Origin of the sequence: Streptomyces sp. NPDC059455 (assembly GCF_042750115.1) — a bacterium.
In the GTDB taxonomy this organism is placed as follows: Bacteria; Actinomycetota; Actinomycetes; order Streptomycetales; family Streptomycetaceae; genus Streptomyces; species Streptomyces endocoffeicus.
Window position 1 is genome coordinate 1 of sequence record NZ_JBHYVB010000100.1, and the last position, 13,909, is coordinate 13,909.

Annotated in this window: 15 protein-coding genes; 8 read left to right on the forward strand and 7 right to left on the reverse strand. The window is 71.3% G+C overall.

Going from position 1 to position 13,909, the window contains the following annotated elements; genetic code table 11:
• Nucleotides 1-106: 106 nt before the first annotated feature.
• Nucleotides 107-1,231, reverse strand: a complete 1,125-nt coding sequence (pstS, locus tag ACFXB5_RS30415; RefSeq protein WP_385213632.1) for a phosphate ABC transporter substrate-binding protein PstS — start codon at nt 1,229-1,231, stop codon at nt 107-109.
• Between the two features lie 475 nt (nt 1,232-1,706).
• On the opposite strand from pstS, the gene ACFXB5_RS30420 reads away from it, so the two are divergent.
• Nucleotides 1,707-2,789, forward strand: a complete 1,083-nt coding sequence (locus ACFXB5_RS30420; RefSeq protein ID WP_385213635.1) for an NlpC/P60 family protein — start codon at nt 1,707-1,709, stop codon at nt 2,787-2,789.
• 19 nt (nt 2,790-2,808) lie between these two features.
• Here ACFXB5_RS30420 and ACFXB5_RS30425 read toward each other — a convergent pair whose 3' ends face one another.
• Nucleotides 2,809-3,333, reverse strand: coding sequence for an O-acetyl-ADP-ribose deacetylase (locus tag ACFXB5_RS30425; RefSeq protein WP_385213637.1), 525 nt, complete (start codon nt 3,331-3,333; stop codon nt 2,809-2,811).
• Nucleotides 3,334-3,567: 234 nt separating this feature from the next.
• Here ACFXB5_RS30425 and ACFXB5_RS30430 point away from each other — a divergent pair, with 234 nt between their 5' ends.
• Entirely contained in the window at nt 3,568-4,794 is a 1,227-nt protein-coding gene (locus tag ACFXB5_RS30430; RefSeq protein WP_201857079.1) for a PP2C family protein-serine/threonine phosphatase, read from the forward strand.
• A gap of 122 nt (nt 4,795-4,916) precedes the next feature.
• Here ACFXB5_RS30430 and ACFXB5_RS30435 read toward each other — a convergent pair whose 3' ends face one another.
• The 3 genes from ACFXB5_RS30435 to ACFXB5_RS30445 form a co-directional block, all read right to left on the reverse strand.
• Nucleotides 4,917-5,261 (reverse strand): DUF2516 family protein, encoded by a 345-nt coding sequence (locus ACFXB5_RS30435; protein WP_037955086.1) that lies wholly within the window; start codon nt 5,259-5,261, stop codon nt 4,917-4,919.
• A 131-nt stretch (nt 5,262-5,392) separates the two neighbouring features.
• Nucleotides 5,393-6,076: a hypothetical protein gene (locus ACFXB5_RS30440; protein ID WP_385213640.1), complete on the reverse strand. Its 684-nt coding sequence runs from the start codon at nt 6,074-6,076 to the stop codon at nt 5,393-5,395.
• 18 nt (nt 6,077-6,094) lie between these two features.
• On the reverse strand, nt 6,095-6,508 hold the full coding sequence (locus ACFXB5_RS30445; RefSeq protein WP_201857081.1) for a helix-turn-helix domain-containing protein: 414 nt from the start codon (nt 6,506-6,508) through the stop codon (nt 6,095-6,097).
• A 236-nt stretch (nt 6,509-6,744) separates the two neighbouring features.
• Here ACFXB5_RS30445 and ACFXB5_RS30450 point away from each other — a divergent pair, with 236 nt between their 5' ends.
• The 4 genes from ACFXB5_RS30450 (at nt 6,745) to ACFXB5_RS30465 (ending at nt 10,107) form a co-directional block, all read left to right on the forward strand.
• Entirely contained in the window at nt 6,745-7,101 is a 357-nt protein-coding gene (locus ACFXB5_RS30450) for a YciI family protein (RefSeq protein WP_020869530.1), read from the forward strand.
• Nucleotides 7,102-7,148: 47 nt separating this feature from the next.
• A complete protein-coding gene (locus ACFXB5_RS30455; RefSeq protein WP_385213643.1) occupies nt 7,149-8,438 on the forward strand; it encodes an RNA polymerase sigma factor in 1,290 nt (429 codons plus the stop codon).
• Between the two features lie 94 nt (nt 8,439-8,532).
• Complete coding sequence (locus tag ACFXB5_RS30460) at nt 8,533-9,423, forward strand: oxidoreductase (RefSeq protein ID WP_385213646.1); 891 nt, start codon at nt 8,533-8,535, stop codon at nt 9,421-9,423.
• A 132-nt stretch (nt 9,424-9,555) separates the two neighbouring features.
• Nucleotides 9,556-10,107, forward strand: coding sequence for a GNAT family N-acetyltransferase (locus ACFXB5_RS30465; protein WP_385213648.1), 552 nt, complete (start codon nt 9,556-9,558; stop codon nt 10,105-10,107).
• Here ACFXB5_RS30465 and ACFXB5_RS30470 read toward each other — a convergent pair.
• Both ACFXB5_RS30470 and ACFXB5_RS30475 read right to left on the reverse strand, forming a co-directional pair.
• The gene (locus ACFXB5_RS30470; RefSeq protein ID WP_385213650.1) at nt 10,104-10,952 is read right to left on the reverse strand and encodes an NAD(P)H-dependent oxidoreductase; all 849 of its coding nucleotides are present in this window, start codon (nt 10,950-10,952) and stop codon (nt 10,104-10,106) included. The genes ACFXB5_RS30465 and ACFXB5_RS30470 overlap by 4 nt on opposite strands.
• A gap of 171 nt (nt 10,953-11,123) precedes the next feature.
• The gene (locus ACFXB5_RS30475) at nt 11,124-11,873 is read right to left on the reverse strand and encodes a TetR/AcrR family transcriptional regulator (protein WP_385213652.1); all 750 of its coding nucleotides are present in this window, start codon (nt 11,871-11,873) and stop codon (nt 11,124-11,126) included.
• Nucleotides 11,874-11,995: 122 nt separating this feature from the next.
• Between ACFXB5_RS30475 and ACFXB5_RS30480 the strand changes: the two genes are divergently transcribed.
• Nucleotides 11,996-13,000, forward strand: a complete 1,005-nt coding sequence (locus ACFXB5_RS30480) for an ATP-binding cassette domain-containing protein (RefSeq protein ID WP_385213654.1) — start codon at nt 11,996-11,998, stop codon at nt 12,998-13,000.
• A complete protein-coding gene (locus ACFXB5_RS30485) occupies nt 12,993-13,736 on the forward strand; it encodes an ABC transporter permease (RefSeq protein ID WP_385213656.1) in 744 nt (247 codons plus the stop codon). Before ACFXB5_RS30480 ends, ACFXB5_RS30485 begins: the two co-directional genes overlap by 8 nt.
• Nucleotides 13,737-13,909: the final 173 nt, after the last annotated feature.

A 13,909-nucleotide genomic window follows, 5' to 3' on the forward strand; every position in this document is an offset into this window, starting at 1 on the left:
GCTCCCACGCCCCCCCCCAGACCGCGCCCGGGGCGGCGGGGCCCCCGCCCCCGGGGCGCGCCCGCGCGCGGGGGTTCCCCCCCGGTCGCACCCCCCCGCACTCGGGTCAGGAGAGGCTCTTGACGCTCTCGCGGACCTTGTTGGCGATCTCGGTCGGCAGCGGGGCGTAGCCCAGCTCCTTCAGCGAGGTCTGGCCGTCCTCGCTGGCGACGTAGGTCAGGAAGGACTTGGTCGCGGCGAGGGTGCTCGCCTTGTTGCCCTTGTCACAGGCGATCTCGTAGGTGACCAGGGTGATCGGGTAGGCGCCGTCAGCCTTGGTGTCGTAGGCCAGGTCCAGGGCCAGGTCGCTGCCGGTGCCCTTGACCTTGGCCTCGGAGATGGCCTTGGAGGCGTTGTCGACGGTGGCCTGGACCGGGGCGGAGGCGCCGGTGTTCAGGTCGACGGTCTTGATGCTGTTCGCGGTCGCGTAGGAGAGCTCGAAGTACGAGATCGAGCCCGAGACCTGCTTGACCTGCGAGGAGACACCGGAGGAGCCGTCGGCCGACTGGCCGCCCTTGCCCTCCCACGCCTTGCCCGGCTCGTGCGGCCACGCCTTCGGCGCCGCGGCCTTGAGGTACTTGGTGAAGTTGTCCGTGGTGCCCGACTCGTCGGAGCGGTGGAACGCCTGGATCTTGAGGCTCGGAAGCTTCGCGTCCTTGTTCAGCGCCTTGATCGCGGGGTCGTCCCACTTCTTGATCTCGGAGTTGAAGATCTTGCCGAGGACCTCGGCGTTCAGCGTCAGCTTGTCCACGCCGGGCACGTTGAAGCCGACCGCGATCGGGCCGCCGACCATCGGCAGGTCAATGGCCTTGCCGCCCTTGCAGACCTGCTCCGAGGACTTGACCTCTTCGGGCTTCAGCGCCGAGTCGGAGCCCGCGAAGGCGGTCTTGCCCTGCAGGAACTCCTGGATGCCCGCGCCGGAGCCGGTGGCCTTGTAGTTGAGCTTGGTGTCCTTGCACGCCGCCCCGTAGGTCTTGATCCACAGGTCCATGGCGTTCTTCTGCGCGGAGGAGCCGGAGGCCAGCAGCTGCCCCTTGCCGTCGCACTTGATGTTGGAGGCGGCCTTGGAGTCGCCGCCGCCGCCACCACCGCTGTTGTCGTCGGAGCCGCACGCCGTGAGGACAAGGGCGCCGGAGACAGCGAGGGCACCGGCGGCGATGGCGCGAAGCCGGTTCTTGCGCTGAAGCTTCACTTTCGGGAGTTCCTTCCAGAAGCCGCCGGTTGGGGGACGGCGCGCGAGATGGGGTGGAGCGCACTTGTTGTGGGGCGTGCGCCGGAGCCGTACTCGGCTCACGCTCAGTAGGGCCGAAAGTAGGCAGATCAGGTGAAGCGGCCTGAGGGGGTGAGTTAACGGATGGTGAACCTCGGCCGTCAGTGTGGTGGCCATGTCACGGCCAGGTCACGGCTGGATCGCGGTGCGGGTGACCTTCCCGCCGAGGTCGCCCGAGGTCCGTCCGACACCTGTGCGGCACCCGTCCGGTGAACCGGATCGGGGTGGCTGCTGGCGTAACCGCCGCGTGTCTCTGTCGGATTGCGGTACGGCATGTCACTATCCGTCCCTACGTGCCGGTACGTCAGGTCTGGCGCGCGAGAACGGGCAGGAGCGCGCACGGCCTGAGCGGAACGAGAGGAGACCGCGGGTGAGGCGGGACGGGAGAGGGAGGGGTGTGAGCGTCGCCGCGGCCACCGCGCTCGTCTGCGCGCTGGGACTGTCGGCCGTGCCGGAGACGGCGTACGCCGCGCCCGGCGAGCCGGGGCCGACGCCGGGCGGCGGGGCCGGTGGCGGCGGGACTGGCGGCGGCGGGACCGGGGACCGGGGCCTGGAGGCGGTCCGTCAGGAGGTCGAGGGGCTCTACCGCAAGGCGGAGTCCGCCACCGACGCGTACAACCTGGCGCGGGAGAAACAGGCCCTGCAGGAGAAGTCCATCCTGAGGATCGCTCGAGCCGTGGTGAAGGCCCAGAAGGAGATGGCCGGACTGCGCAAGCGGGCCGGGGCGATGGCCCGTGCGCAGTACCGGGGCGGCGGGATGCCCGCGGAGGCGCGGCTGTTCCTCAACGGCGACCCGGGTGACTTCCTCGACGGCGTCACGCTCGCGCGCAAGGGTGAGAAGGCGACCCACGGTCTGATCGGCCGTCTGGCGCGCACCCAGGTGGCGCTGGACCGCTACGCCGAGTCGGCCTCCCAGGAGTGGGAGCGGCTGGACCGGAGCCGGGCGAAGAAGGCGGCCGCGAAGAAGGAGATCCTGCGCAAGCTGGCCCGGGCGCAGCGGCTGGAGTCCCGGCTGGCGAAGGACGAGCGGGAGCGGTTGCGCCGGCTGGAGGAGGACAAGGCCCGTGGCGCGCAGGCGAAGTGGCTGGACACCGGGATACTGCGGGACCTCGGCGGCGGCGCCACCGCGAGGGGCGGGCGCGCGGTCGACTTCGCGAAGGACCAGCTGGGCAAGGACTATGTGTGGGGCGCGGTGGGCCCGAACACCTATGACTGTTCGGGGCTGACCCAGCGGGCGTGGGCGGCGGCCGGCCGGGCGATCCCGCGGACCTCGCAGGAGCAGTGGCGGCTGCTGCCGAAGGTGAGCGTGAAGGACATGCGCCCGGGTGATCTGATCATCTACTTCCGGGACGCCAGCCATGTGGCGATGTATGTGGGCAGCGGCGCGATGATCCACGCCCCCCGCCCCGGCCGCCAGGTGACGGTCGCGGGCGCGGGCTCGATGCCGATCCTGGGCGTGGTGCGGCCGGACGCGAGGTAACGCCGGCGCCACCAAGGGCTCAGGCCGGCGGCAGCTCGTTCAGGGCCGTCTCGAAGGCGTCGTAAGCGCGCTGGTCGAAGAGGACGAAACGGGCCTCGGTGACCGAAGTGTCCGTATCGCGCACGGTGGTGAGCGCGATCCGGGCCGCGTCGTCGAGCGGCCAGCGGTAAACGCCCGTGGAGACGGCCGGGAAGGCCACCGTACGGGCGCCCAGTTCGTCGGCGACCCGCAGCGACGCGCGGTAGCAGGAGGCGAGGGTGGCCGAGCGGTCCTCGGCCGCGGAGAAGACCGGTCCGACCGTATGGATCACCCAGCGGGCGGGCAGCCGGCCGGCCGTGGTGGCGACCGCCTCGCCGGCCGGAAGTCCCTTGCCGTAGTGGGATGCGCGCAGATCGCGGCATTCATCCAGAATGTCGGATCCGCCCCGCCGATGGATGGCTCCGTCGACGCCACCCCCTCCCAACAGGGAGGAGTTGGCCGCGTTCACGACCGCGTCGACGCTCTGCTCGGTGATGTCGCCCAGCGCCAGCGTGATGTTCGTCATCTCGGGATTGTCTCCCGGGCCACCAAGTGCCGCATGACGTGCGGCATATGACAAAAGTCGGTGCCTGGAGGTCATTCCGTGAAACGGCCGCCTAGCGCTAAGGTCACCTGGCAGTATCCGGTACCCGCGCCCCGACGTCGCTGAAACCGACCAGTCGGTGTGCGTACCCCGGAATCCCACAGCGCTCCACCGGTCGGCGGGGCGCGCCCTCGGGGGGAGGGAAGGAATCGAGCGATGTCCGTACCCGTGCCGAGGCAACGGGAGGCTCCGGCCCAGTCAGCCGGTCCCGCCACCCTGCCCGACAACGGGCTCACCCTGCTGGTGATCGAGGACGATCCGTCCGGTGCCTTCAACGTTCCCGAGATGCTGGACACCGAGGGTAACCGGGTCCGCATCCGTACGGCCCGCAACCTCACCGAGGCCAGCCGGCTGCTCACCGACGGGGTGCAGTGCATCCTCCTGGCCCTGCCGGGCCCGTGCCACGGCGGCGCGGACTCGCTGGCCACGCTGCGCGAGGTGCTGAGGCTCGCGCCCTCGCACGCCGTCCTCGTGCTCACCGCGGAGGACGACGCCGAGCGCGCCGCCGAGGCGGTGCGGGTGGGTGCCCAGGACTACCTCTTCCGCGGCGAGCTGGACGGCCGGATCCTCAGCCGCGCCATCCGCTACGCCGTCGAGCGCAAACGCTCCGACCTCGCCCAGCGCCAGCTCACCGAGTCACGGCTGCGCGCCCAGGAGAACGCCCGGCTGGAGCGCGGACTGCTGCCCACCCCGCTGCTGGACGGCTCGGGGCTGCGCTTCGCCGCCCGCTACCGGCCCGGCCGCAGCCGCGCCCTGCTCGGCGGCGACTTCTACGACACCGTCCGCACCCCGGACGGCACGGTCCACGCGATGATCGGCGACGTCTGCGGCCACGGCCCGGACGAGGCCGCCCTCGGCGTTGAGCTGCGCATCGCCTGGCGCGCCCTGACCTTCGCCGGGCTCTGCGGCGATCAGCTACTCGGCACCCTTCAGCAGGTGCTGGAGAACGAACGCGCCGACGATGAGATCTTCGCCACACTGTGCACGGTCGACATCGCCCCGGACGGCCGCCGGGCCGGGGTGTGCCTGGCCGGGCATCCCTCACCGCTGGCGATCCGCCCGAGCATGGCGCCCCGGCTGCTGCCGACCGACGAGAACGGCCCGGCGCTGGGCCTGCTGCCGAACGCCCGCTGGCCGCGCCGCGAGGTCGAGCTCGGCGGGGCGTGGAGCCTGATGATGTACACCGACGGGCTGATCGAGGGCCGCGTCGGGCAGGGGGTGCAGCGGCTCGGCCAGGAGGGGATGGTCGAGATCGTGGCGCGCCAGGTCGCGGAGGGACGGCGCGGTGAGGAACTGCTGGACGCGACCGTCACCGAGGTGCGGTCGCTGAACGGCGGGGAGCTCACCGACGATCTGGCGGTGCTGCTGCTGGACCGCGGCTGACCGGCCGCGGCCCGTGATGAGGTCGCTCGTGCCCGCAGGCCGTTTATGAAGCCGCTCGTGCGCGCTATCGGTCGTTGAGGTCGTTCATGCGCGCTATCGGCCGTTGAGGTCGCTCGTGCCCGCTATCGGCCGTTGAAGGGTCCGTAAGGGCCGTCGGAGCTGGAGCCGCGGCCGCGCGGCCAGCGGCGGCCACCGCCGGAGACCTGCCGCAGCGCGGGCCGGACGTCGACGATGTACACGATCGTCGCGATCAGCCCGATGATCGGCAGGAAGTCCAGGATTCCCATGAAGAAGTTCACCGCGGCCGCGAGACCGAGGATGATCAACCAGAATGCCTTGGTCTGCTTGTCCGCCGCTCGATACGCGTCCTCCCGGCGGATCGCCGAGTCGACGAAGGCGAAGAGGCTGAAGAGGAGCAGGGCCCAGGAGACCCAGTACATCAGCTTGCCGAAGCCTTCAACCAGCACGCCGTCCACCGCCTAGAAGATATGTATGGGAAGCGTCTCTGCGGGCCACCGTACCCGCCCACCGGGCCGGGCACGCAGGGTATACCCGGCGTACTCGGCCCGGTCGTGGACGTGCGCGTCGCGCGTACGCGTCAGCCGGCCGACTTCGGCTCCGGCTTCTTGGCGGCGGTGGCGGGCTTGTTTCCGCGGGCCGGGGCCTTCTTGGCCTGGGCGGCCGACGAGGCCGCGGACGTCTGAGCGCCCGAGTGGCCGGAACCGCTCGACGCGGCCGGGGTGGCCGGCTTGGCCGGGGACTTCGGGGCCTCCTTGGACGAGTCCATGGCGACCGAGTGCGACGGCGCCTTGGACCGGGCGGCGTGGCCGTCCCGCTCCCCCTTGGGCTCGATCGCGTCGGCGATGTCGACGACCTCGTCGGCCGCCTCGCCGCGCCAGTTCCGCACGACCTCCTGGCCGTGCTCGGCCACCTCGTCGTACCGCTCCCGCGCCTTCACGGCGAGCTCGGCGGCCCGGCCCACACCCTGCAGGGCGAGGTCCTGCGCCGTGTCGCGCAGCCGCTTGATGTCGGTGTCGATCGTGCCCAGCATCTCGGTGAGCTTGTCCTGGGCGCCCTTGGCCTGCTGGGAGACCCGCTCCTGCATGACCTTGGGGTCGGTGTTGCGCACCGCGTTCAGGCGCTCCGGGGCCTCCGCGACGATCTTCTCGACGAACGACGGCACCTCCTTGAGCTTCTGGGCGGCGATGTCGGCCGTGCCCGCCATGAAGTACAGCGGGGTCGGGTCGGTGAGGGTCTTGCGTACGTCGTCGGTGATAGCCATGGTGATGGTCCTCCCGGATCAGTTCGAGGGTGCGGCGACATCGGCGCCGGTGTCGGGGGTGTCGGAGGCGTCGTCCGAGGCGGTCTGGAGCCCGTTCTCCTTGCGGAAGGACTCGTAGATCTGCAGCAGGACCTGCTTCTGCCGCTCGTTGATCGAGGGGTCGGCGAGTATCACGCTGCGCACCTCGGTCTCGTCGCGGTCCCGCTCATCGAGGATCCCCGCCTGTACGTACAGGGTCTCGGCGGATATCCGCAGCGCCTTCGCCAGCTGCTGCAGGATCTCGGCGCTCGGCTTGCGCAGCCCGCGCTCGATCTGGCTGAGGTACGGATTGGACACCCCGGCCGCATCGGCCAGCTGCCGCAGCGACAGCTGCGCACTGCGCCGCTGCTCGCGCAGGAACCCGCCGAGGTTGCCGACGTTGAGTGATGCCATGCCTCGATGCTGCAACAGGCGTGCTAACTATTGCAAGCATTTGCTTGCAATAGTGGCGCGTGTCATGCGGGCCGGTCGATGTGACCCGGTCGGCGCGACCCCGCCGGTGCGACCCTGCCAAAAAATTTCGTGAGGTCTGTCGATCCGGGCGGTGTCCGTTCGACGCAGGGGTGAGAGGCGGGGGAAGCACCCGGCCTCCGCTCCGAAATCTCGATCTCGTTTCGCAAGGAGTCACCATGCCGCGCTATCTGTCGATGATCCGCGTCGATGAGCAGAACGCCCCCGCCGAGGGCCCCAGCCCCGAGCTCATGGAGCGGATGGGTGAGCTGATCGAGGAGATGACCAAGGCCGGGGTCATGCTGGACACGGCCGGGCTCACCCCGACCTCCGACGGCACCCGGGTCACCTGGTCCGGCGGAAAGATCAGCTGCACCGACGGCCCCTTCACCGAGAGCAAGGAGGTCATCGGCGGCTACGCCCTGCTCCAGGCCAAGGACAAGGCCGAGGCCCTGGAGTGGACCAAGCGGTTCCTGCGGGTCCATGAGGAGTTCTGGACGATCACCTGTGAGGTCCGTGAGGTTGTCGAGCCCTGAGTCGGTAATGCTTGCTCCGTCCCCTTACGGCTGCTCTGATGGTGGCCGTGACGGCAGCAAGACCGGCCAATGCGGCGAAAGCGGCTGAAAGCGCCCGGAGCGGCGAAACGGCTGACATCGCCAGAACGGTCGAAACGGTCTTCAGGATCGAGTCCGCGCGGATCATCGCAGGCGTCGCCCGCATCGTGCGGGACGTCGGGCTGGCCGAGGAACTCGCGCAGGACGCCCTGGTCACCGCGCTGGAGCGGTGGCCGGAGTCGGGTGTGCCGGACAATCCGGGTGCCTGGCTCATGGCCACCGCCAAGCACCGTGCGATCGATCTCGTACGCCGTAAGGAGACCTACGCACGCAAGCTGGCGGAGGTCGGGCGGGCCCTGGAGGATGTCTCACCGCCCGACCCGGCGGATCTCGCCCGGACCGCCGAGGACATCGACGACGATCTGCTGCGGCTGATCTTCACCGCGTGCCATCCCGTGCTGTCCACCCAGGCCCGGGTCGCGCTCACCCTGCGGCTGCTGGGCGGGCTGACGACCGAGGAGATCGCCCGCGCGTTCCTGGTTCCGGAGCCCACGGTCGCCCAGCGCATCGTCCGGGCCAAGCGGACCCTCGCCAAGGCCGAGGTCCCCTTCGAGGTGCCGTACGGCGCCGACCGGACCGCCCGGCTCACCTCGGTCCTGGAGGTCATCTACCTCGTCTTCAACGAGGGCTACTCCGCGACCGCGGGCGACGACCTGGTGCGCCCGGCCCTGTGCGAGGACGCGCTGCGCCTGGCCCGGGTGCTGGCGGGGCTGCTGCCCCAGGAGCCCGAAGCGCACGGCCTGGTCTCGCTGCTGGAGTTCCAGTCCTCCCGGATCGCGGCGCGTACCGGCCCCGGCGGTGAGCCGGTGCTGCTCGCCGACCAGAACCGCACCAAGTGGAACCGCCTGCTCATCCGCCGGGGCGTCGAGGCGCTGCAGCGGGCGGGCCAGGGTCCGTACTCCCTCCAGGCCGCCATCGCCGCCTGCCACGCACGGGCGATCCGCTACGAGGACACCGACTGGACGGCCATCGCCGCCCTCTACGGCCGGCTGATGGCCCTGACCCCGTCCCCGGTGGTGGAGCTCAACCGGGCGGTCGCCGTCGCGATGGCGGAAGGGCCCGCGGCGGGCCTGAAACTGGTCGAGGCGCTGGCGGAGGAACCGGCCCTCAAGGACTACCACCTGCTGCCGAGCGTCCGTGGGGATCTGCTGGAGCGGCTGGGGCGGCATGCGGAGGCCAGGGCGGAGTTCGCCCGCGCGGCGGCGCTGACCCGTAACGCCCGTGAGCGGACGCTGCTGCTGAAGCGGGCGTCGGGCTGAGCTGATCCTGCCGGGCCGGTCCGGTCTCGCCGGGCTGAGCTGATCTTGTGGGGCTGATCTTGTGGTCGGGGCGAAAAGGTGCGCATGCTGCCCCATGACCTCATCTTTCTCGTCCTTGTTCGCATCCTTGTTCGCATCGTCGTACCCATCCTCACCGGCCGATCGGCTGGGCTTCGGGGCCATGCAGCTGCCGGGGCGGTGGGGCGGTCCCGTCGTCGAGCGGGCCACGGCCGTGGCGGTCGCACGGCGCGCCGTGGAGCTGGGCGTCCGTCATATCGACACCGCCGCCTTCTACTTCTCGGCCGCCGAGCGGGCCAACGACATCCTGCGCGAGGCCCTGCACCCGTACCCCGAGCACCTCACCATCGCCACCAAGATCGGGCCGCTGCGCACCGCGACCGGGGAGATGTACGCCGAGGCGCGGCCGGAGCAGCTGCGGGGGCTGGTGGACGAGAACCTGCGGCAGCTGGGCGTGGACGCGCTCGACCTGGTCTATCTGCGGGTGGGGCGGCTGAAGGCGGTGGGCGGGGTGCCGATCGGGGAGCGGTTCGGCGCGCTGGCCGCACTCCGGGAGGAGGGGCTGGTACGGGAGCTCGGGGTGAGCAATGTGAGCGCCGAGCAGCTCGCCGAGGCCCGCGCGATCGCGCCCGTCACGGCGGTGCAGAATCGGTTCGGGGTGCTCGATCAGGCGGATGGGGCGCTGGTGGACGAGTGCGCCGCGGCCGGGATCGCCTATATGCCGTTCTTCGCGCTGGGCGGCGGCCACACCGGCCTGGAGAACGAGAACCTGCGGACGGTCGCGGAGCGGCATGGCGCGACCGCGCATCAGATCGCCCTCGCCTGGGGGCTGGCCCGCTCGTCCGCGATCATCCAGATCCCCGGCACCAGCTCACTGGCCCACCTCGAGGAGAACATGGCGGCGGCGCGGATCGCCCTCGACGAGGACGACATGGCGCTGCTGGAGCCGGTGGCGTCGGCGGGCTGACGCCGGGTGGGATGGGCGGGCCGGGCGAATGGGCGGGACGGGCCGTGACCTGGGCGCGAGGCCGTTGTCGTACCCCCGTGGTCGAATGAACGGACGGCGGGCGCAGGGTGCGCCGACGGCGGGAGGTGGCGCATGTCCGGTGGGGCGAGCGGGGTGCGGGTGCGGCTCGAGCCGTGGGAGGACAGCGCGCTCTGCCTCGAGCTGCTGCGCCGCGTCAACAGCCCGGAGATGACGAGCCACCTGGGCGGACCGGAGAGCGAGGAGAAGATCCTGGTCCGCCACCGGCGGTATGCCGAGCTGACCGGGCCGGGCGCCGGGCGGATGTACCGGGTCGTGCTGCTGGAGGGGGACGAGGCGGACGCGGGGGACGAGACGGCCGGCAGCATCGGGCACTGGGAGCGGGAGTGGCGGGGCGAGTCGGTGTACGAGACCGGCTGGGCCGTGCTGCCGCCGTTCCAGGGGCGGGGGATCGCGGCCGCGGCCGCGAGGGAGGTGGCGCGGGCGGCCGCGGCGCAGCGGACCCATCGGTATCTGCACGCGTATCCGTCCGTCGGCCACCCCGCGTCGAACGGGGTGTGCCGCAAGGCCGGGTTCACGCTGCTCGGCGAGTGTGAGTTCGAGTATCCGGTGGGGACGATGATGCGGTGCAACGACTGGCGGCTGGAGCTGTGGCCGCCCGCTTAGCCGTTCACGGCGGTCTGGGTGCCCTGGGTGCCCTGGGTGTCCTGGGCGCCCTGGGTGTCTTCGGCGGCCGGGGTGCGGGGTTGCGTGTAGTGCACGGAGAGGCCGGTGCGGCCCGGCAGGAGGTCGGGGCGGAGCACCAGGCGCTCGTCGTAGTCCCCGCCGTTCTGACGGCGGAACGGAATCGGCTCCTCGGTCGGCAGGGCGGCCAGCCGCTTCCGCAGCTCGGCGGCATGGGTTTCGTACACCTCGGGCGGGACCCGGTCCGCGCCGTACACCACATACGGCGGCAGCACGGACATCCCGCTGTACCAGAAGGTGCCGTGGTGCAGCGGGAACAGCAGATCGCCGAGCTCGCCGTTGACACCGCGCGGCCCCATGGTGGCCTCGGGCGCCCCGGCGGTGAGCACCACCATGGCGCGCTTACCGGCCAGCTTTCCGTCCCCGTAGCGCAGGGTGCGGCCGTCCGGCCCGATGACCCCGTAGGCGAAGCCCTTGACGAAGACGCGGTCGAACCAGCCCTTGAGGATGGCGGGCATCCCGTACCACCACAGCGGGAACTGCACGACCAGCGCATCGGCCCAGGCGATCTTCTCCTGCTCGGCGCGGATGTCCTCGCTGAGCGTCCCCGCGTCATGGGCGCGCCGCGAGGCGGCCCCGACGATGAGGCGTTCGTCCGCGTCCTGCCGGAAGTCGGCGCCGTCCACCACGGGGTTCCAGCGCATCGCGTAGAGATCGGACAGCCGGTACTCATGGCCCGCCTCGCGCAGGGCGCGCAGCCCCTCGTCGCGCAACGCCCCGCTGAGGGAGCGCTGTTCGGGATGGGCGAATATCCACAGCACGTTCATGCCCACCATGCTCGGAAACCGGCCCCGGGACCGACGAGTGGCCGGATGGCCAGGATGTGCAAGAATCTGGCCAGCCCGGTGGGCGTGCGGACCAGCCCCATGGGCATGTGAGCCAGTCCGATGGGCGTTTGACCAGTCCCGTGGGCGTGCCGATCGCGAGGATCCGGTCGGTCAGCTCCGCGCGCTGATCAGCGCCTCGACGCCGTCGAGGATCCGCTCCAGGCCGAAGACGAACTCGTCGTCGGGGCCGCCCGGGGTCTCGAGTTCCCCCGTCCGCAGCGCCGCCGTCACCGCCGGGAAGCGCTCGGCGTCGGTCAGCTTCTCCAGCAGCTTGGCCCAGGACGCCATCGAGGACTCGAGGCTCTGCCCCTTGCGCCGGTGGGCCGCCAGGATGTCGAAGGTCATCCGCGCCTCGTTCCGGACGAAGCCGCTGACCAGCATCAGCACGGAGATCTTCTCGCCCTCGCTGAGGCTGGTGCGGCGCAGACAGTCCAGTCCGCGCTCCATCCAGGCCACCGAGTTGGGTGTCGAGGGCGGGGTGCTGATCGGGACGTTCACCACCCACGGATGGCGGGCGAAGGCGCTGCGCACCGCCCAGGCCCAGTCGGTGAACCCGGCCCGCCAGTCCGCCACCGGTTCGCCGGGCGGCGGTGGGCCGTAGGCCGCGTCCTCCATCAGCGTCAGCAGCTCGTCCTTGGCCGAGACATAGCGGTACAGGGACATCGTGGAGACGCCCAGCTCGGCCGCGACCCGGCTCATGGAGACCGCGCCGAGGCCGTCCGCCGACGCGATGCCCACGGCGGCGTCCACGATCCGGCCCAGGGTCAGGCCGGGGCGGGGCCCCTTGCCCGGGCGTTCCCGCAGTCCCCAGGCGGCCTCGATGCTCGCCGGCAGGCCGGTGCCGCTGTCCTCGGTGGCCATGGCCTCGGGGCCCTCCGTACGTACGTGCGCTGATGGTGGCTCGATTGACCGCCATCCTAGAGTTGTGTATACCCTACGCAGTGGTGCGTATGACATACGCAGAAAGGGGAGCGGGGGGAATCATGGCCCATCGACCAGCCATCGAGGCGAGCGGCCTCGAGAAGTCCTACGGGGCGGTGAGGGTGCTCAGCGGCGTCGATCTGTCGGTTGCGCCCGGCAGCGTCTTCGCGCTGCTCGGACCCAACGGGGCGGGCAAGACCACGACCGTGCGGATCCTGGCCACGCTGACGCCACCGGACGCCGGGCGGGCCCGCGTCGCGGGCTTCGACGTCGTCGCCGAACGCCGCCGGGTCCGCCGCGCCATCAGCCTCACCGGGCAGTACGCCGCGGTGGACGAGATGCAGACCGGCGAGGAGAACCTGCGGATGATGGGGCGGCTGACCCGGCTCGGCCGTGCCGAGGCCCGCGGCCGCGCACACGAACTGCTCGAACGCTTCGACCTCACCGGCGCCGCCCGCCGCACCGTGGGCACCTACTCGGGCGGGATGCGCCGCCGACTCGACCTCGCCGCGGGCCTGGTCGGCCGACCCGAGGTGATCTTCCTCGACGAGCCGACCACCGGACTCGACCCGCGCAGCCGACAGACCATGTGGGAGGTGGTCAAGGGACTGGTGACGGACGGGGTGACGGTCTTCCTCACCACCCAGTACCTGGAGGAGGCCGACCAACTCGCCGATCGCGTCGCCGTGGTGGACGGCGGCCGGGTGGTGGCCGAGGGCAGCCCGGCCGAGCTCAAGGAACGCGTGGCCGGGCAGCGGCTGGACCTCGTGCTCGGCGATGTCGCGGCGTACGAGTCGGTCGCGCGCCACCTCGGCGTACGGCTTGTCCGGAGCGACGCCGACCGGCTGACGCTGGGCGTCGCGACGGACGGCAGCGCCGCCCATGTGCGGGCCCTGCTCGACGAGATCGACCCCGGGCGCCGCGCCGTGGACCGCTTCACCGTGCACAGCGCCACGCTCGACGATGTCTTCATGACCCTGACCGGCCATGACGCCGGGGGCGGGAGCCGTACCGGCGAGGGCGAAAGCCGTAGCGCCGCGGGCGAGAAGGAGACGGCCGGTGTCTGACGCGATCGTTCTGACCGGCCGCACCATCCGGCTGAGCAGACGCAATCTCGACGCGGTGCTCACCGCCATGCTGCTGCCGATCATGCTGATGCTGGTCTTCGTCTACTTCTTCGGCGGTGCCATCCACACCGGCACCGAGTACGTCACCTATGTCGTCCCCGGGGTGATGCTGCTGTGCGCGGGCTTCGGCTCGGCCAATACGGCGGTCACCGTCACCAATGACATGGCCGGCGGCATCATCGACCGCTTCCGGTCGCTGGACATCGGCGGCACCCCGATCCTGGCGGGCCATGTGGCCGCGAGCGTGCTGCGCAACACGGTCGCGACCGCGATCGTCTTCGGGGTGGCCTTCCTCATCGGCTTCCGCCCGGCCGCCGGTCCGCTCGACTGGCTGGCCGTGGCCGGGATCCTGCTGATGTTCATCCTCGCGATCTCCTGGCTCTCGGCCTGCTTCGGCCTGATCGCCAGGTCGCCGGAGGCGGCCGGCGGATTCACCTTCCTGATGATGTTCCTGCCGTATCCCAGCAGTGCGTTCGTGCCCATCGACACCATGCCGGGCTGGCTGCACGGCTTCGCGGAGCACCAGCCCGTCACCCCGGTCATCGAGGCCCTGCGGGGGCTGCTGCTGGACCGGCCGGTCGGCGATGGCGCCTGGCAGGCCCTGGTCTGGTGCGGCGGAATCCTGGCGGTGGCGGCCGGGCTGTCGGGCGTGCTCTTCCGCCGCCGCACCGGCTGAACCGCGGCTGTCTGAGCCGTGGCAGTCCGAGCCGCGGCTGTCTGAGCCATGGCCGTCCGAGCCGCGGCAGTCCGAGCCGCTGAGCCGCGCTCCCGGGCGCGCCCGCCACCGGGGGGGGGGGCCCCCCGGCGCGCAGCCGGCCGACAGGGGGGGGGGGGGGGCGGGGGGCAGGG